We start from the raw sequence: 24652 nt of genomic DNA, 5'->3' as shown, positions 1-24652 counted from the left end.
GCGCCGGTCAGTTCCGGCGCTGCCTTGCGGGCGTAGAGCCGAGCCCGCGCTCGGCTCAACAGGCGCGGGGTGGTCGTACCCCGCGTCTGATCAGAACGCCCAGGTGAACGTCAGCGAGCCATTGCGGCCATCGCCGTAGGCACCGTAGCCGTTGACCTGCGACAGGTACTTCTTGTCCAGCAGGTTGTTGAGGTTGGCCTGCACGCTGAACTCCGGCGAGATGCGGTAGCGCAGGAAGGCACTGACCAGCGCGTAGCCGCTTTGTTCGATGCGGCCGTAGGCTGGCACCGGGTAGTAGATGCGGTTCTGCCAGTTGGCGCCGCCGCCGACGGTCAGTGCCTGCAGCGACTGCGGGGTGTAGCTGGTGAACAGTTTCAGCGCGGTCTGCGGCAGGTTGGTGTTGATGTCGGCGCCGTTGATGTCCTTGGCCACATAGCGCGACGCACCGAAGGTCGCGTTCCAGCCCGGGGCGAGTTCGCCGTTCACCTCGAACTCGAAGCCGCGGCTGACGGTGCCGCGTGCAGCGCGATAGGCGAACTCGTTCTGGCTGCCCTGCACCGGCTCGCCGGTGGCCTGGCCGACGTTGTCCTGTTCGATGCGGAACACGGCCAGCGAGGCGTTCAGGCGGTTGTCGAACCACGCGCCCTTGACGCCCACCTCGTAGCTCTTGCCATCGACCGGATCGAGGTAGCTGCCATTGCGGTCCTTCAGCGTCTGCGGCTGGAAAATCTCGGTGTAGCTGGCATAGGTCGAGTACGTCCCGTTGATGTCGAAGACCAGGCCAGCGTACGGCGTGGTCACCTTGTGCGCGCGGTCGGCGCCTTCACCCTCGCTCTTCCAGTCGGTGTAGCGTGCGCCGATGATCAGCTTCAGCGGATCGGCCAGCGACAGGCGCGCGGCCGCGTAACCGGCCTTCTGCGTGATGGTGCCCTCGCTGGCCAGGGCCAGCGGGTTCCAGTTCGGCTCACCGATCTTGCCCGTCCAGTTCAGATAGCTGGCGAACGGATCCCAGGTCTGGCCCGGGCCACCGACCTGGTAGTCGCCGTAGTTGGCGTACTCGCGCTTGTTGTAGCTGAGGCCGGCCATCAGCTGGTGCTCGCGGCCGAACAGCTGGAACGGGCCATCCACGTAGCCGTCGACGCCAGTGACCTTGCGCTCGGTGTTGTACAGGCCTGCGGACGGCGAGATGCCCGCGCCAGTGGCCCGGTCGAAGTTCGAGGCGCCCGTGGTCCAGTCGTTGTAGGCGGGGTAGAACAGCTTGTCGTCGGCCCTGGTCTCATCGTGCGTGGCGCCCACCTTGAATTTCCAGCCGCTGCTGAAGGCGTATTGCAGGGTGGCGAAGGCCCGCTTGCTGGTGGTGTCCCAATAGGTCCACTCCGGGCTGGCGTTGAACGATTCGTCGTAGCCGGTGCGCGAGCCATCCGAATACAGCATCGGGAAACCGCCCCAGGTCGCACCATTGGCGCGCTTCTGCTGGTAGTCGTAGCCCACGCTCAGCTGGGTGTCCGGAGTCAGGTCGGCATCAATGACGGCGTAGCCCAGCGTCTTGCGCTGGTTGTAGCGGTCCATCTGGCCATCGGTATCCAGATAGCTGCCGATCACGCGCCCACGCACGCTGCCGCTGGCATTGAGCGCGCTGCCCACATCCACGGTGGTGCGGGTGCGGCCCCAGCTGCCCACGTTCACCGACACGCTGCCGGCCAGCTCGGCGCTGTCGGCGTGCTTGCGGATCAGGTTCACCGACGCGGACGGGTTGCCGGCGCCGCTGAGCAGGCCGGTGGCACCTCGCACCACTTCCACACGGTCATACAGCGCCAGGTCCAGCCCGGAGTCACCGTAGCTCCAGTTCTGCACCATCTGCGTGGGCAGGCCATCGAACTGGTAGGCATCGATGTAGAAGCCACGCGCGTAGAACTCGGTGCGCTCGCTGTCGGACTGGGTGCTGGTCACGCCGGTGGTGTTGGCCAGCACGTCGATGATGTCGTCCAGCTTCTGATCTTCGATGCGCTGGTGGCTGATGATGCTGAGCGACTGCGGGATCTCGCGCGGCGCCAGGTCGAAGCGGGTACCGGCCGAGGTGCGGCGCACCGAATAGCCTTCGGCGCGTTCGCCCTTGACCACGACCTTGTCCAGCGTGGTCGGGTCGGCGGCGGTGTCGGCGAAGGCGGCCGGGGCCACGCTGCAGAGCACGGCGAGCACGGCAACGGACAGCCGCTGCGGCTGCGGGATACGGAGGGCGGAACGGGTCATGGGGGTCCTGGGCGAGCACGCGCGCTCGGCCGGCATCCAGGAGGCGAGGCGCTACGGGTAGGGGAAGGGCGGGCAGGCCGTCCTGGCACCACCGGAAACGAAAGAAATGTTAATACGAACTATTCCTATTTACAAATCCTGAGCGAGGAAGGCGCTTGGGCAGGGCCCGACGCAACAGTTGGGGTCAGCGCAGCAGTGGCAGCGGATCGCGGGCACCGTCGGTGCCGTAGATGCCCCAGTGCAGGTGCGGGGGCGTGCCCTTGGCATTGCCGCTGTCGCCGACGTGGCCGAGCAGGTCGCCGGCCTGGACCACCTGGCCGCGCGCCAGGCCCTCCGCCCAGTCTTCGAGATGCGCGTAGTAGTAGCGTTCGCGACCGGGCCCGATCACCCACACCTGGCGCCCGCCGAGGCCACCCTCACGGACGTCGGCGATGACGCCAGGCGTGGCGCTGCGCACCGGGGTGCCACGCCTGGCGAAGATGTCGATGCCGGCGTGGGAGCGGTCGCGACCGCGCGGTGCGCCGAACGTATCGGCGATCTGCCCGGGTCTGACGCCGTCCACGGGCACCGGCAGTCCGGTGGCCGGCGGCATCCGCGAGAGTGTCCACAGCATCTTCGGTGCGGCCGCCCACGGGCTGTTCCACACCGCCATCACCGCAACAAGGGCCACGGCCAGCCACAGGCCGCGCAGCAGCCAGCGGCGCAGGCGGCGGGCCGCGGAAGGGGAATCAGCGGATGTCATGCCAGCGGCACCTCGAAACTGCGCTTCAACGTGCCCAGCGCCACCGATGTGCGGAAGCGCTCGATGTTGTCATCTGCGCTGAACAGCCGCTCGGTGATCGCCTCGTACTCTTCCATCGACGCGGCCGACACCAGCAGCAGGAAATCGCCATCGCCGGTGATCGAGTAGCACTGCTGCACCGCCGGGTCGTCCTGCACGCGGCGCTTGAACGGTGCCACGCGGTCGCGCTGCTCGCTGACCACGCGCACCTCGACGATGATGGTCAGCGGTCGCCCGACCCTGGCCGCGTCGACCACCGCCACGTTGGCGGCGATCACGCCGCCGTCCTGCAGGCGCTTGATGCGGCGCTGCACGGCCGGCGCGGACAGGTGCACAGCCTCGGCGATTTCGCGTTGCGGCAGGGTGTTGTCCCGCTGCAGCAGGTCGAGGATGGCGCGGTCGAAGCTGTCGAGCACGGGGGCGGTGGCCATGGCGAGCAGAAGTTGCACGAACGGGCCGTCAATTGAGCCAAGTGCTCGGCGCCGGCGCAATAGACTTTGCCCATGCAGACCCCACGACTCGCGCCGATGTTGCCGGCGCTGGCGGTGCTTGGCTCGGTCACCTCGCTGGCCATCGGCACCTCCTATGCAAAAAACCTGTTCCCGCTGATCGGCGCGCAGGGCACCAGCGCGCTGCGCGTGGGCTTCTCGGCCCTGTTGCTGCTGCTGTTCTGGCGGCCGTGGCGCTGGAAGACCGGCCGCGCGGATGCGATCACCATCCTGCGCTACGGGCTCACCCTGGGCCTGATGAACCTGCTGTTCTACATAGCCCTGCGTACGATTCCCTTCGGCATCGCGGTGGCCATCGAGTTCACCGGGCCGCTGACGGTGGCGATGCTGTCGTCACGACGACCGATCGATTTCCTCTGGGTGGGCTGTGCGGCGGTGGGGTTGCTGTTGCTGCTGCCGATCGGCGGCGGCCCGGCGCTGGATCCGGCCGGCGTGCTGTATGCGATGGGTGCTGCGGCGTGCTGGGGCCTGTACATCGTGTTCGGCAAGCGTGCCGGCCACCTGCACGCCGGGCATTCGGTGTCGCTGGGGCTGCTGGCGGCGTCGCTGGTGGTGGTGCCGGTGGGGGTGGTGCACGCCGGCGCGGCGCTGCTGGACCCGAGGATCCTGGCCGCCGGCCTGCTGGTGGCGCTGGTCTCCAGCGCGATCCCGATGTCGCTGGAAATGATGGCGCTCAAGCGCCTGCCGAAGGAGACGTTCGGCATCCTGATCAGCATGGAGCCGGCGGTGGCCGCACTGTGGGCCATGCTGCTGCTGCACGAGCACCTGCATGGGCTGCAGTGGCTGGCGATCGGCTGCACGGTGCTGGCCTCGGTGGGCAGCACGATGACCGCGCGGCGCCTGAAGGCACCCGTCACCGCCTGAAAAAAGGGGACGGAGGGGATTAAGTCGTTTATGCCCTGATTTAGGGGGCGCCCGGCGGCGGCCGGCGCGAAGCGTGCGGACCAACGGTCCGCACCTACCAGGGCGGCGGTTCAGCGCAGGGCGTCGGTCGGGACGTCGATCTGCATCGCCAGGGCGAGGTGATCGGAGAACGCGGCCGGTACGGCTTCCACGGTGCGGGTCAGCAGTCCGCTGCTGACCAGGATGTGGTCGATGGCGCGATCGGGGCGCCAGCTGGGGAAGGTCGGCACGATGCAGTCGGGCGGCTGCAGCCGGGTCTTCTGGTACAGCACCTGCATTTCCGGGCGTTCGGCCAGGCAGTTGAAGTCGCCCATCAGCACCGCGTTGGGGTGGTCGGACAGCAGTTCGGCGATGAAGCCCAGCTGCGACATCCGCGAGCCCGCACCCAATGACAGATGCGCCACCGCCACCGCCAGGCCATCGGTACCGTCGCCGAACTTGGCCAGCAGCACGCCACGCCCGCCGATGCGGCCGGGCAGGGCATGGTCCTGCACTTCCACCGGTTCCAGCTTGCTCAGCAGGCCATTGGCACTGGACGCCACGCCGCCCATGCGCCGGTTCGGCTGGTGGCTCCAGTAGTTGAAGCCGGCGCGCTGGGCCAGGTAGTGGGTCTGATTGGTGAAGCCCGAGCGCAGGCTGCCCGGGTCGGCCTCCTGCAGGCCGACGATGTCATGGTCGCGCGCCAGGGTGGCGATCGCGTCCAGGCTGCTGCGCTTGCGACCCGCCGGCAGCGCATGTGACCAGCTGCGGGTCACATAGTCGCTGTAGCGGCGGGTACTTGAGCCGGCCTGGATGTTGGCCGTCAGCAAGCGCAGGGTCCGTGTACGGGGGGAATTCACGGCCGGGAAATGCGTCTCTTGGATCAGTGAGCCTGGGCCGCACCGCGTTCGCGGGCGATCAGGTGGTCGGCGATGCGCAGCATGTCCGGGAAGCTCTTGCCCTTCACCAGGTACTTGCCGTTGACGATGATCGACGGGGTGCCGCTGATCTGGCTGCGCTGGGCGAACTGCTTGGCCGAGTTGGTCTTGGCGTTCACTGCGAAGCTGCCCATGGTGGCGGCGAACTGCTTCGGATCCACGCCATAGGCGGCGTAGAACTTGGCGATGTCTTCCACCGAATCACGGCCGCGCTCACCCTTCAGGGTCTTCTGCGAGTGGATGGCGGCATACAGCGCTTCGTGGGTCTTTTCCTGCACGCCCAGGGTCTGCGCGGCGTAGAACGCACGGGCATAGTCATCCCAGGTGCCGCCGAACATGGCCGGCACGTAGACGAAGTTGACGTCGCTCGGCAGGCCGGCCTTCCACGGGCCGACCAGCGGCTGGAACGCGGCGCAGGCCGGGCAGACGTAGCCGAAGATCTCGGTCACTTCGATCTTGCCGGCGGCCGGCTGGAACGGCTGGCCGTTCGGGATCACCTGGTAATCGGCGCCTTCCACCGGGGCCGGGCCGGTCAGCGCGGCGGTGGTCGGGGCCGGCGCGGCGGCCGGAGTCGCTTCGGCCGGGGCCTTGTCGCCTTCGGCGGCAGCCGGCGCGGCGCCTTCGCTGCCCGCCGCCGGCGCAGCGGCCGGTTCGGGGGTGGCCGGGGCGGCGGCCGGTGCGGCCGGGGCCGCGGTGGTGTTGGTGCTGCCGTCATCAGCCTTGCAGGCAGCCAGGATCGGCAGCAGCGCTGCGAGGGCGAGGGCGTAACGGATCTTCATGGAAACGTCTCCAGCATCTGGAAAGGTGGGGCCGGCGCCAGGCGCCAGCCAGGGGGAAATGATGACATGCGGCGGCGACAGCGCCGTGTCGAGGGTGGGCGTTGGTTCAGCGGCCGCGGGCGGCGCGGGCCTGGGCGATCAGCGCCGAGGCGATGCGCAGCTGGTCGTCGAAGCTGTTGCCGCGCACCAGGTACTGGCCGTTGATGATGATGGCCGGGGTGCCCGGCACCTTGGTGCGCTGGGCGAACGCGCGCGCGGCCTCGACCTTCTTCTGCACGGCATCGCCGCGCAGCGCCTGGAGGTAGCGGTCCGGGGTCACGCCGTAGGCCTTGTAGAACGTGGCGAGCTCATCGGCCGAGACGTTCTGCATCGGCAGCGATCCCTGCTCGTGAAGGGCCTTGAACACGGCAGCGTGGCTGCGCTTGGCCACGCCGACTTCGTCGGCGGCGTAGTAGGCCAGTGCCCAGGCATCCCAGGCGCCACCGAAGGCTGCCGGGACCGGCGTGAAGCGCACGTCGGCCGGCAGCTTGGCCGCCCAGGCTTCCAGCTGCGGTTCGAAATGGGCGCAGTGCGGGCAGGTGTAGCCGAAGACTTCGACCACCTCGATCTTGCCGGCCAGCGGCTGGAACGGGCCCGGCTGGGCGATGCGCTCGTAGTCTTTGCCCTCGACCAGCGGGGCATTGGCGGGGGTGGCGGCGCAGGCTGCCAGCGGCAGCAACACCAGCACGGACAACAGCAGGCGGGAAATCAACCTCATCGACACGCATCTCCGTTGAAAAAAGCAACGCCGGCGCAGCCGCCGGCGTGAAGGAAACATACCGCAGCCGTGGGCCGACGTCGCGGCCCCGGCCGACCAGTGGTGCTCAGGGGGCGGCAGCCGGTTGCGTCGGCGTGGCCGCCGCGGCCACATCGTCGGCCTTGTTGTGCAGGCCCTGCAGGTAGCTCGACAGGGCCTGCACCTCCTGCTCGCTGAGCTTCTGCGCGACCGTGGCCATGATCTGGAAGTGCGCCTTGTCGGTCTCGTTGGTCTGGCCGGCCTGGTACTCCTGCAGGCGGCGCGCGACATAGCTGGCGTGCTGCCCACCCAGGTGCGGATAGGCCGGGCCGGGATTGCCGGCACCGCTGGGGCCGTGGCAGGCCATGCAGGCCGGCAGGCCACGCTTGGCATCGCCGCCACGGTAGAGCTGCTGGCCGATCTCGTAGAACTTCATGCCCTTGTAGGGGCCGTCGGTGACCGCCGTGTCGTCGGCGATGCCCGCGTTGGCCTTCTGCGTGGCGAAGTAGGCGCCGATATCGCGCATGTCCTGCGGGGTGAGGTTCTGCACGAACGGCACCATCGCCACTGCTGCGCCGGAACTGCGCTGGCCATTGGCGATCAGGGCCATCTGCTGGGCCACGTAGCGTTCGCTCTGGCCAGCGATGGACGGATACATCTCCACCGTGGAATTGCCGTCGGCGCCATGGCAGGCCGCACAGGCCGTCGCCTTGGTCTGGCCGGCCTTGGCATCACCCCAGTGGGTCTTGCTGAAGTCCACCTCCAGCGACGCGGTGCGGATCGGCCCGTTGTCGGGCAGCGGAGTCAACGTGGTCTGCGCGAACGCAGCGGCGGCAACGACTACGGCAGTGGCAAGGGCGGATACGGCAAGAACGCGAGCGTGGCGCATGCTGAAGCTCCGTATGGACCGGGCCGGGCGATGGCGGCCGGCATCGCCCGGATTATCAACGCCGTTTCCGCGCACGGTCAACGCAGCAGTGCAGCAAAAATGCCGGCACGGACCGCCGGGACGGGCGCGCGGCGCCGCAACATGCGATCCTAGGCATATGTCATTGCTCATCGAACGCGCCCGTTACCACCTCTCGGCCCACAACGTGCGGCAGCTGCCGCCCGATGAAGGGGCCGAAGTGGCCTTCGCCGGCCGCTCCAACGCCGGCAAGTCCAGTGCGCTCAACGCGCTGACCCGCCAGAACGCCCTGGCCCGTGTCTCCAAGACTCCCGGCCGCACCCAGCAGCTGGTGTTCTTCCAGATCACTCCGGACGCGCACCTGGTCGATCTGCCCGGTTATGGCTACGCCAAGGTGCCGCTGGACCTGCAGGCGCACTGGCAGGCCTTTATCGACAGGTATTTCCGCACCCGGGAGGCCCTGAAGGGGCTGGTGGTGGTGATGGACATCCGCCATCCGCTGAAGGACTACGACCGGCAGATGCTGGCTTATGCCGTGCAGCGCGGCCTGCCGGCGCACGCGCTGCTGACCAAGGCCGACAAGCTCAGCCGCAGCCAGCAGATGCAGACGCTGCAGAAGGTGCGCAAGGAGCTGCACTCGGCCTATGGCGACAGCGTCAGCGTGCAGGTGTTCTCCGGCGAAGACCGCACCGGCGTGGACGAAGCCCGCGGCGTGATCGGCGGCTGGCTGGGGCTGGAATAAGGCTCTCCGGTCGCCCGGCTGGCAGCCGGGCGCTACCCGATCGGGTGGGTGCCGACCTTGGTCGGCACACCCTCACAACGGCGAATACTCCGCCGGCACCCACGCATACGCCTGGCCTTCGCTGCGCACGTGGCCCAGGCCCGGGAACGGCAGGTGTGCACCGGCCACCCACCAACCGCGGGCGGTGGCCTGCTGCAGCAGGCTCCGGCGGCTGGCGGTGGCCGCCTTGCGGTCCGAGTCGGCCTCGAACGCCGCCTCCGGATGCGCGAACTGCACCGCGTGGAAGTGCAGCACATCGCCCCACACCAGCAGTGACTGGCCCTGGCTGTCGAACCGGTAGGAGACATGGCCGGGGGTATGGCCATGGGTATCCATCGCTACCGCGCCACCGGGCAGGGCATCGCCGGGGCTGAAGGTGCGCAGGTGGCCGCTGGCCTGATACGGCGCCACCGCGTTGCGTGCCAGCGGGAAGGCGAAGCGCACGCCCTTCGGCGCGGTGGCCTCGCTGGCCGGGTTGAGCCAGTAATCGGCATCCGCCTTGGACAGCCACACCGTGGCATTCGGGTAGGCCGGCTTGCCCTGTGCGTCGAGTACGCCGCACAGGTGGTCCGGATGGGCGTGGGTCAGCAGCACCTCATCCACCTCGGACGGGTCCACGCCGGAGGCACGCAGATTGCCCAGCACCTGGCCCAGGCCGGGGCCGAAGCACTGCGCGGTACCGGTGTCGACCAGGGTCAGGTGGTTACCCTGGCGCACCAGGAAAGCGTTGATCGCGGTCTGCAGGCCTTTCTTGTCTTCCGGTACGTAGTGGCCTTCCAGCAGGCGGCTGACCAGCGTCGCTGGCACATCCACCACTTCCTGACGGCCCAGCGCGACCACGCCATCGAACAGCGCGGTGACCTGCAAGGTGCCGACGCGCTGGTGGTAGACGCCGGGTACCTGCTGGGTGGGCGCGGGCGAGGTGGCTTCGGCCAGCGCAGCCAGCGGCAGGGAGGACAGGGCCAGCAGCAGGGCGCCGCGCAGCGGCAGGGGGTGCAGGGTCATGGCGGTTCTCGGTGAACGGGTGATTCCGTGGTGCCAGCGTGCCGTGACGGGCGTGTGCGCGGCGCTCAATCCGCTGCGCGGAATGCTCAGGGAGGGGGGGGTGTCTGCAGGGCTGCGCCCTGCACCCGCGGTAGTGCCGGCCGCTGGCCGGCAACAACAGCAACAGCGGGCTATCCGTGGGATGGCGGGGTGGGTCCGGTTGTGGGGGACGCCGCAAGTCCCACTCCGGGGCCCAGCCGCCAGCGGCTGGGCCGGACCGCGGAGCGGGGTTTACGGCGTGTCCTGCCCACCCACACCGCCCCGCCATCTCACGGAATGCACGCTGTTGCTGTTGCCGGCCAGCGGCCGGCACTACCGAAGCAGGGCTGCAAGCCCTGCCGAACCCCCTCAAATGTCGGTCGGAGCCAGTCCGTACTGCTCGGCGAAGCGCTTGCTGAAACTCGCCGCAGACCGGTAACCCGCGCGTGCGGCGACGGTCTTCAGTGGCAGGTCGGTGGTGTAGAGCAGCTGCATGCCATGCGCCAACCGCGCCTCGGTGAGCAGCTGGCGCAGGCTGGTGGCTTCGGCGGCGAGGCGGCGGCGCAGGGTGGCGCCGCTCAGCGCGAACTGCGCTTCCACATCACGTGATTGCCAGTCGCGTGCCGGTTCGGCGGCGATGCGGTCGCGGATCTGTTCGCTCAGGCTCGGCGCCTGCGGCAGCAGCAGGTTGCCATGACCCTGGCGGCACAGGGTCAGCACCAGCGAGGCCAGGGCCAGTCGCGCTTCGCTGTAACGCCCGTCCTGCAGTGATTGCCGCCACTGGCGCAGCACCACGGCATGTTCGATCAACGGCAGCCGCGCCATCGCCGGACCCTGCGCGGGAAGCTCTTCGTTCCAGAGCGTACGCGCCGCCGCCAGCACTTCGGCGCAGAGTGGCACGATGGCACTGAGGTAGCGGCCGCTGCAGGGATCAGGGGTGTTGACCACGTCGATGCGGCACCGCTGGGTCAGCAGCAGGATGTCGCCGGGAACGAACGTCAGCGACTGGTGTGCAGTGCGCACCTGCTTGCGGCCTTCCAGCAGGATCGCGAACTGCGGCTGCGGAATCTCTACCGAACTGGCGCCATGCTCGCGGCGCGCGGTGATGCAGGCGTAGCCCTCGGCGCGCCCGCAGCCGGCCAGACTGGCCATCTCGGCCAGCACTGCGGTGGCCGGTGGCAGCATGCCGGTCATGACACCTGGGCACCGAACAGGCGACCGACGCCGGCCGCCGCAGCCATCGCCAACGCGCCCCAGAACATCACCCGGATCGCGCCGCGCGCAGGCGGTGCGCCCCCGGCCCGGGCCGCCACCGCGCCGGTCAGGCACAGGCCGAGCAGGGTGCTGGCAGTGGTCATCAATGCGACCTTGTCGACCGGCGCGAGCAGGGCGGTCAGCACCGGCAGCGCTGCTCCGCAGGTGAACGCACCGGCCGAGGCCAGCGCCGCCTGCAGCGGGCGCGCGCGCAGGGTGTCGGTGATGCCCAGCTCATCGCGGGCGTGGGCACCCAGTGCATCGTGGGCGGTCAGCTGTTCGGCCACCTGCCGGGCCAATGCAGGCTCCAGGCCGCGGTGGCGGTAGATCGCAGCCAGTTCCTCCAGCTCGCTGTGCGGGTCTTCGCGCAGTTCGCGTGTTTCCATGGCCAGGTCGGCCGCTTCGGTGTCGGCCTGGGTCTGCACCGAGACATACTCGCCGGCGGCCATCGACATCGCGCCGGCCACGGTGCCGGCCACGCCGGTGGCGAGGAGGGTGGCAGCGGAGGCGCCGCTGGCCGCCACGCCGACCACCAGGCCGGCCACCGAGACGATGCCATCGTTGGCGCCCAGCACGGCGGCACGCAGCCAGCCGACGCGCTCGGAGCGGTGCAGTTCGGGGTGTCGCGAATGGCGGCTCATGCGCTGAGTGTACGAGGGTCAAGAGGGCGTCGGTAGGATGCTGAAACCCGTCACCGTCGCATGACGCAACGGGGTGCCACGCTATAGTGCGCCCTTGCGATGGAAGGCCGCGAGCCCCACATCCCCCGCCACCGTCCAGCGAGCCTTCCCCTTGTCGAGCCCCAGCCACGTCGCCGATACCCCCATTACCGACCGCTCGCAGCTGGTGGAGGTGATCGCCTCCGGCGAGAAGCCCCGCGCGCAGTGGCGCATCGGCACCGAGCACGAGAAGTTCGGGTTCCGCCTGGATGACCTGCGCCCGCCGACGTTCGAGGGCGAGCGCGGCATCGAAGCGTTGCTCAACGGGTTGGTCCGCTTCGGCTGGGAGCCGGTGCAGGAAAACGGCAACACGATCGCGCTGCTGCGCGACGGCGCCTCGGTGACGCTGGAACCGGCCGGACAGCTGGAACTGTCCGGCGCGGCGCTGGAGACCATCCACCAGACCTGCGTGGAGACCGGCACCCACCTCAACGAAGTGGCACAGGTGGCCGGCGAACTGCAGCTGGGTTTCCTCGGCATGGGCTTCCAGCCGAAGTGGAAGCGCGATGAAATGCCGTGGATGCCGAAGGGCCGCTACAAGATCATGCGCTCGTACATGCCCAAGGTCGGCTCGCTGGGCCTGGACATGATGACCCGCACCTGCACCGTGCAGGTGAACCTGGACTACGCCACCGAAGCGGACATGGTGAAGAAGTTCCGCGTGTCGCTGGCGCTGCAGCCGATCGCCACCGCGCTGTTCGCCGACTCGCCGTTCACCGAAGGCAAGCCGAACGGCTACCTGAGCTACCGCTCGCACATCTGGACCGACACCGACGCCGACCGCACCGGCATGCTCGACTTCGTGTTCGAGGATGGCTTCGGTTACGAGCGCTATGTCGACTACCTGCTCGACGTGCCGATGTATTTCTCCTACCGCGATGGCATCTACCACGACGCCAGCGGGCAGAGCTTCCGCGATTTCATGCAGGGCAGGCTGCCGGTGTTGCCGGGTGCGCTGCCGACCCTGCGCGACTGGTCGGACCACATGACCACCGCGTTCCCCGAAGTGCGCCTGAAGAAGTACCTGGAAATGCGTGGCGCCGATGGCGGCCCGTGGAGCCGCCTGTGTGCGCTGCCCGCGTTCTGGGTCGGCCTGCTGTACGACGACACCGCACTGGATGCTGCCTGGGACCTGGTGCATGACTTCACCTTGGCCGAGCGCCATGCGCTGCGCGATGGCGTGCCCAAGCATGCGATGAACCTGCCGTTCCGCAATGGCACGGTTCGCGACCTGGCCCGGGAAGCGGTGAAGATTTCGGTGGAAGGCCTCAGGCGCCGCGCAGCGCGCAATGCCGACGGACAGGACGAGAGCAAGTTCCTGGACGTGCTGCAGGAGATCGTCGAATCCGGCCTGACCCCGGCCGAGCGCAAGCTGGCGCTGTTCCATGGCCGCTGGCACGGCGACGTCGATCCGGTGTTCCGCGAATTCGCGTACTGATCGTCATGCGGGGTTGCCGGCCAGCGGCCGGCACTACCAGAAGAAAAACCCCGGCATTGCCGGGGTTTTTCTTTTCCACATCTGCGTTGGATCAGGCGGCGTCCTTCATCGTCGCCATGTCGATCACGAAGCGGTAGCGCACATCGTTCTTCGCCATGCGTTCCCAGGCTTCGTTGACGTTCTTGATGTCGATGATCTCGACATCGCTGACGATGCCGTGCTCGGCGCAGAAGTCCATCATTTCCTGGGTTTCGGCCATGCCGCCGATCGCCGAGCCGGTCAGGTGCTTGCGGCCGAAGATCACGCTGCCACCGGTCAGCGGCGGGTCCAGTTCGGTCAGTACGCCGACCAGGCACATGGTGGCCTCGCGCTTGAGCAGGCCCATGTAAGGGTTGGTGTCATGGCCGACCGGGATGGTGTTGAGCAGGAAGTCGAAGCTGCCGGCGTGCGCCTTCATCTGCGCGGCATCGCGCGAGACCAGTACCTCATCGGCGCCCAGGCGCTTGGCGTCGGCACCCTTTTCCGGCGTGGTGGTGATCATCACCACGTGCGCGCCCAGTGCCTTGGCGAACTTCACGCCCATGTGGCCGAGGCCACCGAGACCGATCACGCCCACCTTCTGCCCCGGACCGACCTTCCAGTGGCGCAGCGGCGACCAGGTGGTGATGCCGGCGCACAGCAGCGGTGCGGCCGCCTTCAGGTCGAGGGTGTCGGACACCTTCACCACGAAGCGCTGCTCGACCACCACGTGGTCGGAATAGCCGCCGTAGGTCGGCGCGCCGGTTTCGCGTTCACGGCCGTTGTAGGTCCAGGTCGCACCCTCGGCGCAGTACTGCTCCAGGTCGTGCTGGCAGGCGTCGCAGTGGCGGCAGGAATCGACCATGCAGCCGACGCCGGCGTGGTCGCCGACCTTGAAGCGGGTGACGTTGCTGCCGACTTCGGTCACCCGGCCGATGATCTCGTGGCCCGGCACCATCGGGTAGATCGAGCCACCCCAGTCATCGCGGGCCTGGTGCAGGTCGGAATGGCAGATGCCGCTGTAGAGGATCTCGATGCGCACGTCGTCCGGGCCGACCGCGCGGCGTTCGAACGCGTAGGGCACCAGCGGGGCGGTATGTGAATGGGCGGCGTAACCACGGGCGAGGGACATGGGGAATCCTTGGCAGGGTTTATCGAAAGGCGCTTTACAATACGCCCCATGCCCAGTGGCAAGAAGCGCGGATATCGGCATGATTCATCAAGTGAAACTGCACAATGGCCACTGACAACCTGACCCATCTGGCCGCGTTCGCCGCAGTTGCCCGCCATCGCAGCTTCCGCCGCGCCGGTGCCGAACTGGCATTGTCGACCTCGGCGGTGAGCTATGCGATCCGCGCGCTGGAGGAGCGGCTGGGCGTGGGCCTGTTCCATCGCACCACCCGCAGCGTGGCCCTGACCGAAGCCGGGCAGCGCCTGCTGGAGCGCCTGCAGCCGGCGTTGGGGCAAGTGCACGACGCACTGGAAGAAATGAACCACTTCCGCGCCGCCCCGGCCGGCCTGCTGCGCATCAACGCCACCCGCGCGGCGGTGCCGACCCAGTTGGGGCCGCGGCTGGCGCGCTTCCTGCACGCCCATCCCGACGTGCGCGTGGAGCTGACCGAGAACGATGGCCTGGTCGATATCGTCGCCGAAGGCTACGACGCCGGCGTGCGCCTGCACGAGTTCGTACCCGAGGACATGGTGGCGGTGCCGATGGGCCCACCGCTGCGTGGCTTGATTGTCGGCTCGCCGGACTACCTGCGGCGGCGCCCGGCGCCACAGCATCCGCGCGACCTGGCCGCGCACGAATGCATCCGCTTCCGCTTCGCCAGCGGGCACCTGTACAAGTGGCAGTTCGAGCGCGGTGGGCAGGCGCTGGAGATCGATGTACCGGGGCGGCTGACCCTGTGCGAGCAGGGCACGATCGTGCGCGCCGTTCTGGATGGCATCGGCCTGGCGTACGTGCTGGAAGACACGGCAAGGCCGTACATCGACTCGGGGCAGATGGTGGCAGTGCTGGAAGACTGGAGCGAACCGTTCGCCGGATTCGCGCTGTACTACCCGAAGCAGCGGCAGATGCCGGGCGCGCTTCGGGCGTTCGTGGATATGCTGCGGGCGTAGTGGCGGTAAGGGATGCAGTGCCGACCCACGGCCGGCACCCACCCCAATCGCTCATGTCACCAGCGCGTCGTAGCCTTCGCCACTGAACTGGATCAGGCAGAAGCCGTGGCCGAATGGATCGGCCAGCACGGCGATGCGTCCCCAGCGACGCTCGCGCACGGATTGCTCGAGTGTCGCCCCGGCTGCGACTGCACGTGCCAGCGCGGCGTCGATGTCATCCACCACCCAGTCCAGGTGCACCGGGGTCCAGTGGCGCTGGTAGTCGCGCACGTCGCCGTCTTCGGTGGCGGCGCTGCCAGCCTCGTTCTGCAGCAGGTAGAGCGGTGTTGGCCCACCGAGCAATTCCACGGCCTCCGGGCCGAGACGGCGGCCGATGCGCAATCCAAACGCGGCCACATAGAAGGTTTCGGCGGCGGCCAGGTCGGGCACGTCGAGGTTGACGATGAAGCTGTGGGCAGGGGCGTTCATGGCAGCGATGGGCGGCATCCGGTGGTCGCAGTCTAGTCCTGCCGCGTGCTGCCACCGGTTCATCTGCTGCGCGCATTCGGGCAAGCTGGGCGGTCTCTATCGACAAGGACATCCATGAGCACGCTATCTGACATCGAACGGGCCACCGGCCAGTCCTTCCCGCCCCTGTTCAAGCAGTTGCATGCAGCGGGTCGGTTGAGCTGGGGTGCCCCACATCCGGAATGGTCCAAGGTGGTGTTCCCGACGCTGCAGGCGGATCCGCCGGTGCTGCTGTACGCCCAGGAATACGAACCGCTGGAACACGATGAACTGCTCGAGGCGTGGCAGGAACTGACCGCCGAGGATCATTACAACCCCCTGCGCACGGACCTGCAGCTGCTGCCGTTTGCGCGGACGGGTGGCGGCGACAGCTACTGCTTCTGGAGCAACGCGCCCGGTGTTGCTGAACCGCCGGTCGTGCTGGTGTGGCATGACGATGATCGTGCCGATGTGCTGGCCGCCAGCTACCAGGACTTCCTGTTCCGCAAGATGGTCGAAGCAGTTGCCGACTACCAAGCGACGTACACGCTGCTTTCGCATGGCGAGCTGGCCAGCAACCTGCAGCGCTGGCTGCACAGCCATCAACCGTTCCTGCGCGATGACCAGTACGCGGCGTTGCAGCGGCTGTTCGCCCGTGTTGACGCTATTGCCGAGGGACGTATCAGCGACGAGGATGCGCAGGCCATCGTCGCTGAAGTGATCGACTTCGAGCGGTTGGACCATTCGTTCGCCTACGTGCGCGAGGACGCCTGATCCAAGGGTCGGAGCCCCCCCTGTGGCGGGGATCCGACCCCGTGCGGGATCAGCCGGCGGCCGGGTAGTCGAGGTAACCGGCTTCGCCGCCGCCGTAGTAGCTGCTGCGGTCCGGAGTGGCCAACGCAATGTCGCGCTGCAGGCGCTCGACCAGGTCCGGGTTGGCGATGAACGGTTGGCCGAACGCGGCCAGGTCGATGGTGCCCGCCTCGACCAGCTGCAGCGCGCGTTCGCGGGTCATGCCACCGGCCAGGATCAGGGTGCCGCCGTAGGCCTGCTTGAACTGCTGCAGGAAGGCCTCGCCCAGCACCGACTGGCCCGCCTGCAGGTTGTCGTTGAGATGCACGTAGGCCAGGCCGCGTTTGCCCAGTTCCCCGGCCAGGTACAGATAGGTGGCTTCGTTGTCGGGGTAGAACGGCATGTCGAAGGTGAGGTTGTTCGGTGCCAGGCGCACGCCGATACGGTGGGCACCGATGCGTTGCGCCATCGCATCGACGGTGTCCAGGATCAGGCGCGCACGATTGGGCAGCGAGCCGCCATACCGGTCCTCACGCTGGTTGATGAGCGGGTTGAGGAACTGTTCGAACAGGTAGCCGTTGGCAGCATGCAGCTCGATGCCGTCGAAGCCGGCCGCGATGGCGTTCTCCGCGCCGCGCACGAAGTCGTCGACGATGCCGGGGGTCTCTTCGGTGGCCAGCGCACGCGCCGGAGTGGGATCGGCATGGCCGCGGCTGCCGTCGTCCAGGTAGACGAACGAGGTGTTCTTCGGTGCGCTGGCGACCGGGCGAGTGCCAGCGCTGACCGGTTGTCCGCCATCGGGCTGCAGCGAGGAGTGCGACATGCGGCCCACATGCCAGAGCTGGGCGAAGATCGTGCCCTGTTCGGCATGCACGGCCTCGGTCACCTGCTTCCAGCCCGCCACCTGCTCGGCCGACCAGATGCCCGGCACGTCGATGTACCCCTGGCCCTGCGGCGAGACCGGGGTGCCTTCACTGATGATCAGCCCAGCGCTGGCGCGTTGCCGGTAGTACTGCGCGGTGAGCGCATTGGCGACCGAGCCGGGGTTGCGGGCACGGGTCATCGGGGCCATCACGATGCGGTTGCGCAGGAGGGTGCCTGACAGGTCGAAGGGGCGGAACAGGGTGGCGGTCATGTCGGTCATCTCGGTGCGGGGGAGGAGCGCCAGCGGCGCGATGCACACAGGATGGAGTTGACATGCGGGCGCATAAAGCGCTTCGATCTCCCTGAGTGTGGGACAATTTGTCCCCAATGTGGGGGGGAGAATGCTGCCGCTGGAATCATTGAATGGCCTGGTGACCTTCGTTACTGCGGCCCGCTCGGGCAGCTTCACCGAAGCGGCCGATGCACTGGGCGTCTCACGCTCAGCGGTGGGCAAGGCCATCGCCCGGCTGGAAACGCGGCTGGGGGTGCGCCTGTTCCACCGCACCACGCGGCGCATCGCGCTGACCACCGACGGCGAGGCGTACTACGCGTCGTGTGCGGCGGCGCTGGAAGAAATCTCCGCCGCCGAGGCCTGCCTGGGTTCGGCCGGCCTGCCCAGCGGGCGGCTGCGCATCGACATGCCGTCCTCGTTCGGGCGGCTGGTGGTGTTGCCGGTGCTGCTGCGGTTGTGCCGGCAGTACCCGGACCTGCAGCTGACGATGACCTTCACCGATCACTTCGTTGATCCGGTCGAAGAGGGCATCGACCTGCTGATCCGTTTCGGTGGGCTGCACCACGCAGAGCACCTGGTCGCGCGCCGGCTGGGTCGCCAGCGCCTGGTCACCTGTGCATCGCCGGAGTACCTGCAGGCGCATGGCGTGCCTGCGACCGTGGAGGAACTGGCACAGCACCGCAGCATCGTCGGCTTCCGCCACGGGCAACCGGTGGCGTGGCGGATTGGCAGTGATGATGCCGAAGGAACGTTCATCCCGAATGCGGCCTACCAACTCAACGACGGCGATGCAGTGATCGACGCCGCCATTGCTGGGCTGGGCATCTGCCAGATGCCGGAGTCACTGGTGCGCCGGCACCTGGAATCCGGCGCGCTGCAATCGGTGCTGGATGCGCACATGCAGCGGCATATCGACATCCATGCGCTGTGGCCGCCAACCCGCCACCTGCGGCCGAAGGTGCGTTATGTGGTGGATGAGCTGGCGCGGCTGGCGGCTCAGGGATTGTTTGACTGAGCCGGGGCTGCCACGTCGGGTGCGCCATCGAGCGTGTTGCGGGGCGGGAACGCCATCATCCCTGCCAACTGGCAGTACGCGGCAGCATCCAGGAAGGTGGTGGGCACATGGTCCTCAAGCTGGCGGACTTTGCGCAGTCCTTCGATCGGTTCGAGGATGGCCGGAAAATTCTTGTCCTGCTCGTCCAGGACGCGGTCAAGCCGGTCTTTCAGCGGGCTCTTGTAGAAGAAGTCCGGCAGCAAGATGCACATCTGGGTGCCGGGCCGCGAGGCGATCTCGCGCATCGCCGTTTCGAATGCGTCGGCATGTTCGGCATCGTCGATGCGCAGCTGCAGGTCCTCCGCCTCGCCGACCGGGCGGTAGTACACGCTGCCCGGGCGGAACAGGAAGGTATACAGATGCGTTCCTTCCACCTTGTACGTCTTTGCTGAGCGTTGCCGCTGCAACTCGGTGGGGAGTGGCACTGAGCGCCCGTCGGCCAGCAGCAGCCTGGCGTTCATGCCGCAACTGCTGCCGTCGGTACCGAACGATACTTCGTAGTCCAGGCCCGGTTCCGGCGTCAGCAGGAGCGAGGGCGGCAGCGTGAAGCGCAGGTCGCGAACCCTTTCGCCCGCGGGAACGCAGCGACGATTGCCCTCGAAGTTGGCCATCACATTGACCAGCTGGCCCGGCACCAGTGCGAATTCGCGATAGAAGGGCTTGCGGATACCGCCCAGCGTACCGGTGGCGAATGACTCGGGCATGCCGATCGAGGTGCTTTCATTGCCGGTGGCCAACGAGGCGAGCGTGCTGAACACACCCTTGGACGCCTTGCTCTCCACCCTGACCACCTCGGCTTCGGCGCCGCTGCGCGTGTGGTTCTTGCGCATCGCCAGATACTGGCCATTGGCACTGAACAGGCGGATGCGCGCCGGTTGCTGCAGATCCACCTGGGCCGTCGCGGTAGTGGGGGCCTGCTCGGCCAGTGCGGGGAATGCCAGGGCCATGGCCAGGCAGGCGGGCAGCAGGGGACGCACCATCATCAGAACTCCGTGTCATTGCCGGCGACTCATTCGCCATCAGGCACCGGGTAGCGGCTGCGTGGCGGCGTTCTTTAGCCCGGCTCTGCCGGCGGATCGCGATGGCGGCGGGGAGCGTCGGTGGCACTGGCAGGGTGGCCGTGTATACTATCCCCCAGTATAGTTTCGAGGTGGCCCGCCATGCCGCACTCACCCGAAGAGAAGAAGAAGGTCCTGGCTCGCGTGCGCCGCATCCGCGGCCAGTGCGATGCGCTGGATCGCGCGCTCGAAGCTGGCGCCGACTGCGGGCCGGTGCTGCAGCAGATCGCCGCCATCCGTGGCGCGGTCAACGGCCTGATGTCCGAGGTGATGGAAGCCCATCTGCGCGAGGAGTTCGGCCAGCCCGCCGCCTCCGACGAACAACGCGCCGAACGCGTGCGCGACATGAGCGCGTTGATCCGCTCGTACCTGAAATAAACGACGGCGCAACAGTGCGCCGCCCATCCTGTTACTGCCTGTCCTTGGAGAAGCCACCATGAAGTCCCGTGCCGCCGTCGCCTTTGGTCCCGGCCAGCCGCTGCAGATCGTCGAGATCGACGTCGCCCCGCCGAAGAAGGGCGAAGTGCTGGTGAAGATCACCCATACCGGTGTCTGCCACACCGATGCGTTCACCCTGTCCGGCGATGATCCGGAAGGCCTGTTCCCGGTGGTGCTGGGCCATGAAGGCGCCGGCATCGTGGTGGAGGTGGGCGAGGGCGTGACCAGCGTCAAGCCGGGCGACCACGTGATTCCGCTGTACACCGCCGAGTGCGGCGAGTGCCTGTTCTGCAAGAGCGGCAAGACCAACCTGTGCGTGTCGGTGCGCGCCACCCAGGGCAAGGGCGTGATGCCCGATGGCACCAGCCGCTTCAGCTACAACGGCGAGCCGCTGTACCACTACATGGGCTGCTCGACCTTCAGCGAGTACACCGTGGTGGCCGAAGTCTCGCTGGCCAAGATCAACCCGGACGCCAACCCGGAGCACGTCTGCCTGCTCGGCTGCGGCGTCACCACCGGAATCGGCGCGGTGCACAACACCGCCAAGGTGCAGGAAGGCGACAGCGTAGCGGTGTTCGGCCTGGGGGGCATCGGCCTGGCGGTGATCCAGGGTGCGCGCCAGGCCAAGGCCGGCCGCATCATCGCAGTGGACACCAATCCGTCCAAGTTCGAACTGGCGCGCGAATTCGGCGCCACCGACTGCATCAACCCGAAGGACTTCGACACGCCGATCCAGCAGGTCATCGTTGAAATGACCACCTGGGGCGTAGACCACAGCTTCGAGTGCATCGGCAACGTCAACGTGATGCGCGCGGCGCTGGAATGCGCGCACCGTGGCTGGGGCCAGAGCGTGGTGATCGGCGTGGCCGGTGCCGGGCAGGAGATCTCCACCCGCCCGTTCCAGCTGGTGACCGGCCGCAAGTGGATGGGCACTGCCTTCGGCGGCGTGAAGGGCCGCAGCCAGCTGCCGGGCATGGTCGAAGACGCGATGAAGGGTGATATCGAACTGGCCCCGTTCGTCACCCACACCATGGAACTGGACAAGATCAACGACGCCTTCGACCTGATGCATGAAGGCAAGTCGATCCGTTCGGTGGTCCATTACTGAGCCGCGTCATGGGCTGGCTGGATGCCCTGCGCCGGCCGCGTGCGGAAGACCCGCGCGCGGCCCTGGTGGCGCCGATCGAGCAGGCGCTGCGCGCGCTGGGCTGGGTAGAGGGCGACGTGGGTCCGCCGCGCGCGGTGGATTCACCTTTCGGTATCGACGAGATGCCGTTCGAGCACTGGCTGGCACAGGTGTTCCTGCCGCGCCTGCACGAAGCCCGCGCCGACGGCCAGTGGCCACCGCGCAGCGACGTGGCGGTGGCGGCGTACCGCAACCTCGACGGCCAGCCCGGTGTCGAGCCGCTTCTGCACCTGCTTTCGCAGCTGGATGAACTGATCAATAGACGTGCCGGCCGAGGCCGGTGCGCAGGAGAGCCTGATGGAACGCATTGAACACCGCGCCTGTTTCGGTGGCTGGCAGGACGTCTACCGCCATCATTCGACCACGCTGGGCTGCGACATGCAGTTCGCCGTGTACCTGCCGCCGCAGGCGGAAACGCAGACGCTGCCGGTGCTGTACTGGCTGAGTGGGCTGACCTGCACCGAGCAGAATTTCATCACCAAGGCGGGCGCGCAGCGTTATGCGGCCGAACACGGCGTGATCATCGTCGCGCCAGATACCAGCCCGCGCGGTGATGACGTGGCCGATGCCGAAGGCTACGACCTCGGCAAGGGCGCGGGGTTCTACCTCAACGCCACCCGCGCGCCCTGGGCGGAGCACTACCGCATGCATGACTACGTAGTGCACGAGCTGCCGGCGCTGATCGAAGCGGAGTTCCCGGCGACCGGCGCACGCGCCATCAGCGGTCATTCGATGGGCGGCCACGGCGCGTTGGTGATCGCGCTGCGCAACCCGGGGCGCTACCGCAGCGTGTCGGCGTTCTCGCCGATCGTCGCGCCCAGCCATGTCCCGTGGGGGCAGAAGGCGTTCACTGCCTATCTGGGTGACAACCCGGCCGACTGGGCGCAATGGGATGCCTGCGAGCTGATCGCTATGGCTGACGAGCGCCTGCCGCTGCTGGTCGACCAGGGCGAGGCGGACGAGTTCCTGCAGACCCAGCTGCAGCCGCAGCGCCTGCAGGAGGCCTGCGCGTCGGCCGGCCATCCGCTGACCCTGCGCCTGCAGCCGGGCTACGACCACAGCTACTACTTCATCGCCAGCTTCATCGGCGAGCACATCGCCCACCACGCCCGCGCCCTGCACGGCTGACGCCTTGCCGGTAGTGCCGGCCGCTGGCCGGCAACCTGCCGGCCCGTGATTCCCTCGGATGCCGGCCAGCGGCCGGCACGACCGTGGCGGTGCACGCGGAGCGTCGTTTCGCCGCAGTGGATCACGCCGCTGTGGCGTACCGGCCCACCACGCCCACGCGCTGTACGCCTGAGGCCTTTCCGGTAGTGCCGGCCGCTGGCCGGCAACCTGCCGCCCCGTGATTCCCTCGGATGCCAGCCAGCGGCCGGCACGACCCTGGCGGTGCATGCGGCGTGTTGTTTTGCCGCAGTGAATCACGCCGCTGTGGCGTGCCGGTCCATCACCCCCACGCGCTCCACGCCTGGGGGCCTTCCGGTAGTGCCGGCCGCTGGCCGGCAACCTGCCGCCGCGTGATTTCCTCGGATGCCGGCCAGCGGCCGGCACTACCGTGGCGGTGCACGCGGAGCGTCGTTTCGCCGCAGTGGATCACGCCGCTGTGGCGTGCCGGCCCATCACCCCTACACGCTGTACGCCTGAGGCCTTGCCGGTAGTGCCGGCCGCTGGCCGGCAACCTGCCGGCCCGTGATTCCCTCGGATGCCGGCCAGCGGCCGGCACTACCGTGGCCCGCGGCGTGTTGTTTTGCCGCAGTGGATCACGCCGCTGTGGCGTGCCGGCGCGCTATCGTGCGCCCATACGGCCTTGCGGATGGGGGAAGGCATGCCGGTAGTGCTGGCGCTGCTGTATGTGCTGTGCCATGGGCTGGTGCTGGCCCTGTGGCCCGGTCCCGCCGGGGCGGGTTCCTTCGTTTTCCTGACCGGCGCCCCGCTGCTGGCTGCGATCGCCTGCCTGTGGCGGGCCCGCCGCGACCGCGCGGCACTGGGGTGGCGCGCCACGGCGCTGGCCCTGCTGCTGTGGGCCGGCGGCATGGCGTTCAACATGATTGACGCCCTGGGCGCCGGGCGTGCCGATTTCACCCCGCGCGCAAGCCTGTTCCTTTACGTGCTTTACGGTGTGCCCCTGGTGTTTATCCTGGCCCGGGCGCGCCGGGAACGGGTCAGCATCAGCCTGATCGATGCGGCGATGGCGGCGCTGTTGGGCGTGCTGTTCTTCGTGCACGCGCAGTCGTTTGCCGCCCGCGTTGACATCGACGACCACGCGCTGGCCAACATGCAACGCATGTTCGATATCCAGAACCTGTGCATCGCTGTGTTCGCGGTGGTGCGCTGGCTGGCCGGCGACGTTCCCGAGCGGCGCACCTTTTTCCGCGCGCTGGCGATGTATGCGGTGACCTACCTGTTGGTGGCGTACTACATCAACCACTACACCTCCGGCGATGCGTTCGGTGCCTATGCCGACCTGCTGATCGATCTGCCGTTCCTGCTGCTGGCGCTGCTCGCACTCAGCCAGGCACCGGCGCGGGTCCTGGCGTCGCATCCGCGGATGGCGCGCACGGTGCAGGCGGCGGGCCCGATGATCCTGCCGCTGCTGCTGCTGGTGGTAGGCACGCTGGTGGTCGACCACGCCCGGCCCCTGGCCGTGAGCGGGTTCGTGGTGGCGACGCTGGGGTTCGGCCTGCGCAGCATCCTGCTGCAGGTGGACCTGATGGAACGGCAGGCCTCGCTGGACCAGTTGGCGCGCCAGGATGGCCTGACCGGCGTGGCCAACCGGCGCGAGTTCGACGCGCTGCTGCTGGCCGAGTGGAACCGCGCACGGCGCAGTGGCACCGAGCTGGGCCTGCTGCTGTTGGATATCGATCATTTCAAGGCCTTCAACGACCGCCACGGCCATCCCGCCGGCGACCGCTGCCTGCAGGCCGTGGCAGCGGTCCTGAAGGCGAGCGCCGGCCGCGCCGGTGACCGTGTCGCTCGCTACGGCGGCGATGAATTCGCGGTGATCGTGCCCGGAAGTGCGCTGTCGGGCGTGCTGGCACTGGCCGAGCGCCTGCGCGAGGCGGTGGCGGCGCTGCCGCTGCCGGAAGGGTCGGTCAGCATCAGCATCGGCGTGGGCTATTTGCATCCGCCAGCGATGGCCAGCGCCGATCAGCTTCTGGCCGACGCCGATGCCGGCCTGTATGCCGCCAAGCGTGCCGGCCGCAACCAGGTGGTCCTGCATGCGCACGTGCTGGATGACGAGGGCAACGCGCACGGAACCATGGACTGTTGAGCGGACCAGCCCTTAGTGCCGGCCGCTGGCCGGCAC

The 24652-nt window shown here is 68.1% G+C and carries 25 protein-coding genes; 11 read left to right on the top strand and 14 right to left on the bottom strand.

The window, feature by feature from the left end; all coding sequences use genetic code 11:
• Positions 1-90: 90 nt before the first annotated feature.
• The 3 genes from fhuE to AC5P9I_RS17095 all read right to left on the bottom strand — a co-directional run bounded on the left by fhuE (position 91) and on the right by AC5P9I_RS17095 (position 3462).
• Positions 91-2250 carry a ferric-rhodotorulic acid/ferric-coprogen receptor FhuE gene (fhuE, locus tag AC5P9I_RS17105; protein WP_495217375.1) on the bottom strand — a complete coding sequence of 720 codons (2160 nt, stop codon included), beginning with the start codon at positions 2248-2250 and terminating at the stop codon, positions 91-93.
• 184 nt (positions 2251-2434) lie between these two features.
• On the bottom strand, positions 2435-2992 hold the full coding sequence (locus AC5P9I_RS17100; protein ID WP_057495001.1) for a M23 family metallopeptidase: 558 nt from the start codon (positions 2990-2992) through the stop codon (positions 2435-2437).
• The gene (locus AC5P9I_RS17095) at positions 2989-3462 is read right to left on the bottom strand and encodes an Lrp/AsnC family transcriptional regulator (RefSeq protein ID WP_053461375.1); all 474 of its coding nucleotides are present in this window, start codon (positions 3460-3462) and stop codon (positions 2989-2991) included. Before AC5P9I_RS17095 ends, AC5P9I_RS17100 begins: the two co-directional genes overlap by 4 nt.
• Positions 3463-3534: 72 nt before the next feature.
• Between AC5P9I_RS17095 and AC5P9I_RS17090 the strand changes: the two genes are divergently transcribed.
• Positions 3535-4404 (top strand): EamA family transporter, encoded by an 870-nt coding sequence (locus tag AC5P9I_RS17090; RefSeq protein WP_235645355.1) that lies wholly within the window; start codon positions 3535-3537, stop codon positions 4402-4404.
• A gap of 110 nt (positions 4405-4514) precedes the next feature.
• Here AC5P9I_RS17090 and AC5P9I_RS17085 read toward each other — a convergent pair whose 3' ends face one another.
• The 4 genes from AC5P9I_RS17085 to AC5P9I_RS17070 all read right to left on the bottom strand — a co-directional run bounded on the left by AC5P9I_RS17085 (position 4515) and on the right by AC5P9I_RS17070 (position 7803).
• Entirely contained in the window at positions 4515-5252 is a 738-nt protein-coding gene (locus AC5P9I_RS17085; protein ID WP_180995892.1) for an endonuclease/exonuclease/phosphatase family protein, read from the bottom strand.
• Positions 5253-5305: 53 nt separating this feature from the next.
• Positions 5306-6139, bottom strand: a complete 834-nt coding sequence (locus AC5P9I_RS17080; RefSeq protein ID WP_057495004.1) for a thiol:disulfide interchange protein DsbA/DsbL — start codon at positions 6137-6139, stop codon at positions 5306-5308.
• 106 nt (positions 6140-6245) lie between these two features.
• The gene (locus tag AC5P9I_RS17075; protein WP_049466462.1) at positions 6246-6896 is read right to left on the bottom strand and encodes a thiol:disulfide interchange protein DsbA/DsbL; all 651 of its coding nucleotides are present in this window, start codon (positions 6894-6896) and stop codon (positions 6246-6248) included.
• A 106-nt stretch (positions 6897-7002) separates the two neighbouring features.
• Positions 7003-7803 carry a c-type cytochrome gene (locus tag AC5P9I_RS17070; RefSeq protein WP_057495005.1) on the bottom strand — a complete coding sequence of 267 codons (801 nt, stop codon included), beginning with the start codon at positions 7801-7803 and terminating at the stop codon, positions 7003-7005.
• 157 nt (positions 7804-7960) lie between these two features.
• Between AC5P9I_RS17070 and yihA the strand changes: the two genes are divergently transcribed.
• Positions 7961-8563 carry a ribosome biogenesis GTP-binding protein YihA/YsxC gene (yihA, locus tag AC5P9I_RS17065; protein ID WP_049466467.1) on the top strand — a complete coding sequence of 201 codons (603 nt, stop codon included), beginning with the start codon at positions 7961-7963 and terminating at the stop codon, positions 8561-8563.
• Between the two features lie 72 nt (positions 8564-8635).
• Here the strand turns inward: yihA and AC5P9I_RS17060 are convergent, their stop codons facing one another.
• From AC5P9I_RS17060 to AC5P9I_RS17050, 3 genes are all read right to left on the bottom strand, one after another.
• Positions 8636-9607, bottom strand: a complete 972-nt coding sequence (locus AC5P9I_RS17060; protein ID WP_057495006.1) for an MBL fold metallo-hydrolase — start codon at positions 9605-9607, stop codon at positions 8636-8638.
• Positions 9608-9994: 387 nt separating this feature from the next.
• The gene (locus AC5P9I_RS17055) at positions 9995-10819 is read right to left on the bottom strand and encodes a helix-turn-helix transcriptional regulator (protein WP_130768661.1); all 825 of its coding nucleotides are present in this window, start codon (positions 10817-10819) and stop codon (positions 9995-9997) included.
• Complete coding sequence (locus AC5P9I_RS17050; RefSeq protein WP_130768662.1) at positions 10816-11520, bottom strand: VIT1/CCC1 transporter family protein; 705 nt, start codon at positions 11518-11520, stop codon at positions 10816-10818. The genes AC5P9I_RS17055 and AC5P9I_RS17050 overlap by 4 nt, the downstream gene beginning before the upstream one ends.
• Positions 11521-11671: 151 nt before the next feature.
• Here AC5P9I_RS17050 and AC5P9I_RS17045 point away from each other — a divergent pair, with 151 nt between their 5' ends.
• On the top strand, positions 11672-13036 hold the full coding sequence (locus AC5P9I_RS17045) for a glutamate--cysteine ligase (protein WP_049470395.1): 1365 nt from the start codon (positions 11672-11674) through the stop codon (positions 13034-13036).
• Positions 13037-13127: 91 nt separating this feature from the next.
• Here the strand turns inward: AC5P9I_RS17045 and AC5P9I_RS17040 are convergent, their stop codons facing one another.
• Positions 13128-14186, bottom strand: a complete 1059-nt coding sequence (locus tag AC5P9I_RS17040; protein WP_049470398.1) for an NAD(P)-dependent alcohol dehydrogenase — start codon at positions 14184-14186, stop codon at positions 13128-13130.
• A 104-nt stretch (positions 14187-14290) separates the two neighbouring features.
• On the opposite strand from AC5P9I_RS17040, the gene AC5P9I_RS17035 reads away from it, so the two are divergent.
• Positions 14291-15175: a LysR family transcriptional regulator gene (locus AC5P9I_RS17035; protein ID WP_049470402.1), complete on the top strand. Its 885-nt coding sequence runs from the start codon at positions 14291-14293 to the stop codon at positions 15173-15175.
• Between the two features lie 51 nt (positions 15176-15226).
• Here the strand turns inward: AC5P9I_RS17035 and AC5P9I_RS17030 are convergent, their stop codons facing one another.
• Positions 15227-15643, bottom strand: coding sequence for a VOC family protein (locus tag AC5P9I_RS17030; protein ID WP_130768663.1), 417 nt, complete (start codon positions 15641-15643; stop codon positions 15227-15229).
• A 114-nt stretch (positions 15644-15757) separates the two neighbouring features.
• Here AC5P9I_RS17030 and AC5P9I_RS17025 point away from each other — a divergent pair, with 114 nt between their 5' ends.
• On the top strand, positions 15758-16435 hold the full coding sequence (locus AC5P9I_RS17025; protein ID WP_130768664.1) for an SMI1/KNR4 family protein: 678 nt from the start codon (positions 15758-15760) through the stop codon (positions 16433-16435).
• 49 nt (positions 16436-16484) lie between these two features.
• Here AC5P9I_RS17025 and AC5P9I_RS17020 read toward each other — a convergent pair whose 3' ends face one another.
• Entirely contained in the window at positions 16485-17588 is a 1104-nt protein-coding gene (locus AC5P9I_RS17020; RefSeq protein WP_130768665.1) for an alkene reductase, read from the bottom strand.
• A 130-nt stretch (positions 17589-17718) separates the two neighbouring features.
• Between AC5P9I_RS17020 and AC5P9I_RS17015 the strand changes: the two genes are divergently transcribed.
• A complete protein-coding gene (locus AC5P9I_RS17015; protein ID WP_130768666.1) occupies positions 17719-18624 on the top strand; it encodes a LysR family transcriptional regulator in 906 nt (301 codons plus the stop codon).
• Here AC5P9I_RS17015 and AC5P9I_RS17010 read toward each other — a convergent pair.
• Positions 18606-19646, bottom strand: coding sequence for a hypothetical protein (locus tag AC5P9I_RS17010; protein WP_130768667.1), 1041 nt, complete (start codon positions 19644-19646; stop codon positions 18606-18608). The two genes, AC5P9I_RS17015 and AC5P9I_RS17010, sit on opposite strands and share 19 nt — an antisense overlap.
• Positions 19647-19823: 177 nt before the next feature.
• Here AC5P9I_RS17010 and frmR point away from each other — a divergent pair, with 177 nt between their 5' ends.
• The 5 genes from frmR to AC5P9I_RS16985 all read left to right on the top strand — a co-directional run bounded on the left by frmR (position 19824) and on the right by AC5P9I_RS16985 (position 24616).
• Complete coding sequence (gene frmR / locus AC5P9I_RS17005; protein ID WP_005411009.1) at positions 19824-20099, top strand: formaldehyde-responsive transcriptional repressor FrmR; 276 nt, start codon at positions 19824-19826, stop codon at positions 20097-20099.
• Positions 20100-20157: 58 nt separating this feature from the next.
• Positions 20158-21267 (top strand): S-(hydroxymethyl)glutathione dehydrogenase/class III alcohol dehydrogenase, encoded by a 1110-nt coding sequence (locus tag AC5P9I_RS17000; protein WP_053461366.1) that lies wholly within the window; start codon positions 20158-20160, stop codon positions 21265-21267.
• An 8-nt stretch (positions 21268-21275) separates the two neighbouring features.
• Positions 21276-21656, top strand: a complete 381-nt coding sequence (locus tag AC5P9I_RS16995) for a YqcC family protein (RefSeq protein ID WP_103282412.1) — start codon at positions 21276-21278, stop codon at positions 21654-21656.
• The gene (gene fghA / locus AC5P9I_RS16990) at positions 21643-22473 is read left to right on the top strand and encodes an S-formylglutathione hydrolase (protein WP_130768668.1); all 831 of its coding nucleotides are present in this window, start codon (positions 21643-21645) and stop codon (positions 22471-22473) included. Before AC5P9I_RS16995 ends, fghA begins: the two co-directional genes overlap by 14 nt.
• A 697-nt stretch (positions 22474-23170) precedes the next feature.
• Positions 23171-24616, top strand: a complete 1446-nt coding sequence (locus AC5P9I_RS16985) for a GGDEF domain-containing protein (RefSeq protein WP_235645352.1) — start codon at positions 23171-23173, stop codon at positions 24614-24616.
• The last annotated feature ends 36 nt before the right edge of the window (positions 24617-24652 follow it).

The organism is Stenotrophomonas sp. YJH_SMC_29, assembly GCF_059371235.1.
This window is presented reverse-complemented; position numbering and strand designations above follow the sequence as displayed.

Excerpts from the sequence above, each read along its gene's own strand:
- fhuE (WP_495217375.1), bottom strand. The coding sequence starts at position 2,250 with ATGACCCGTTCCGCCCTCCGTATCCCGCAGCCGCAGCGGCTGTCCGTT.
- AC5P9I_RS17100 (WP_057495001.1), bottom strand. The coding sequence starts at position 2,992 with ATGACATCCGCTGATTCCCCTTCCGCGGCCCGCCGCCTGCGCCGCTGG.
- AC5P9I_RS17095 (WP_053461375.1), bottom strand. The coding sequence starts at position 3,462 with ATGGCCACCGCCCCCGTGCTCGACAGCTTCGACCGCGCCATCCTCGAC.
- AC5P9I_RS17090 (WP_235645355.1), top strand. The coding sequence starts at position 3,535 with ATGCAGACCCCACGACTCGCGCCGATGTTGCCGGCGCTGGCGGTGCTT.
- AC5P9I_RS17080 (WP_057495004.1), bottom strand. The coding sequence starts at position 6,139 with ATGAAGATCCGTTACGCCCTCGCCCTCGCAGCGCTGCTGCCGATCCTG.
- AC5P9I_RS17075 (WP_049466462.1), bottom strand. The coding sequence starts at position 6,896 with ATGAGGTTGATTTCCCGCCTGCTGTTGTCCGTGCTGGTGTTGCTGCCG.
- AC5P9I_RS17070 (WP_057495005.1), bottom strand. The coding sequence starts at position 7,803 with ATGCGCCACGCTCGCGTTCTTGCCGTATCCGCCCTTGCCACTGCCGTA.
- yihA (WP_049466467.1), top strand. The coding sequence starts at position 7,961 with ATGTCATTGCTCATCGAACGCGCCCGTTACCACCTCTCGGCCCACAAC.
- AC5P9I_RS17060 (WP_057495006.1), bottom strand. The coding sequence starts at position 9,607 with ATGACCCTGCACCCCCTGCCGCTGCGCGGCGCCCTGCTGCTGGCCCTG.
- AC5P9I_RS17055 (WP_130768661.1), bottom strand. The coding sequence starts at position 10,819 with ATGACCGGCATGCTGCCACCGGCCACCGCAGTGCTGGCCGAGATGGCC.
- AC5P9I_RS17050 (WP_130768662.1), bottom strand. The coding sequence starts at position 11,520 with ATGAGCCGCCATTCGCGACACCCCGAACTGCACCGCTCCGAGCGCGTC.
- AC5P9I_RS17040 (WP_049470398.1), bottom strand. The coding sequence starts at position 14,186 with ATGTCCCTCGCCCGTGGTTACGCCGCCCATTCACATACCGCCCCGCTG.
- AC5P9I_RS17035 (WP_049470402.1), top strand. The coding sequence starts at position 14,291 with ATGGCCACTGACAACCTGACCCATCTGGCCGCGTTCGCCGCAGTTGCC.
- AC5P9I_RS17030 (WP_130768663.1), bottom strand. The coding sequence starts at position 15,643 with ATGAACGCCCCTGCCCACAGCTTCATCGTCAACCTCGACGTGCCCGAC.
- AC5P9I_RS17025 (WP_130768664.1), top strand. The coding sequence starts at position 15,758 with ATGAGCACGCTATCTGACATCGAACGGGCCACCGGCCAGTCCTTCCCG.
- AC5P9I_RS17020 (WP_130768665.1), bottom strand. The coding sequence starts at position 17,588 with ATGACCGCCACCCTGTTCCGCCCCTTCGACCTGTCAGGCACCCTCCTG.
- AC5P9I_RS17015 (WP_130768666.1), top strand. The coding sequence starts at position 17,719 with ATGCTGCCGCTGGAATCATTGAATGGCCTGGTGACCTTCGTTACTGCG.
- AC5P9I_RS17010 (WP_130768667.1), bottom strand. The coding sequence starts at position 19,646 with ATGATGGTGCGTCCCCTGCTGCCCGCCTGCCTGGCCATGGCCCTGGCA.
- frmR (WP_005411009.1), top strand. The coding sequence starts at position 19,824 with ATGCCGCACTCACCCGAAGAGAAGAAGAAGGTCCTGGCTCGCGTGCGC.
- AC5P9I_RS17000 (WP_053461366.1), top strand. The coding sequence starts at position 20,158 with ATGAAGTCCCGTGCCGCCGTCGCCTTTGGTCCCGGCCAGCCGCTGCAG.
- AC5P9I_RS16995 (WP_103282412.1), top strand. The coding sequence starts at position 21,276 with ATGGGCTGGCTGGATGCCCTGCGCCGGCCGCGTGCGGAAGACCCGCGC.
- fghA (WP_130768668.1), top strand. The coding sequence starts at position 21,643 with ATGGAACGCATTGAACACCGCGCCTGTTTCGGTGGCTGGCAGGACGTC.
- AC5P9I_RS16985 (WP_235645352.1), top strand. The coding sequence starts at position 23,171 with ATGCCGGTAGTGCTGGCGCTGCTGTATGTGCTGTGCCATGGGCTGGTG.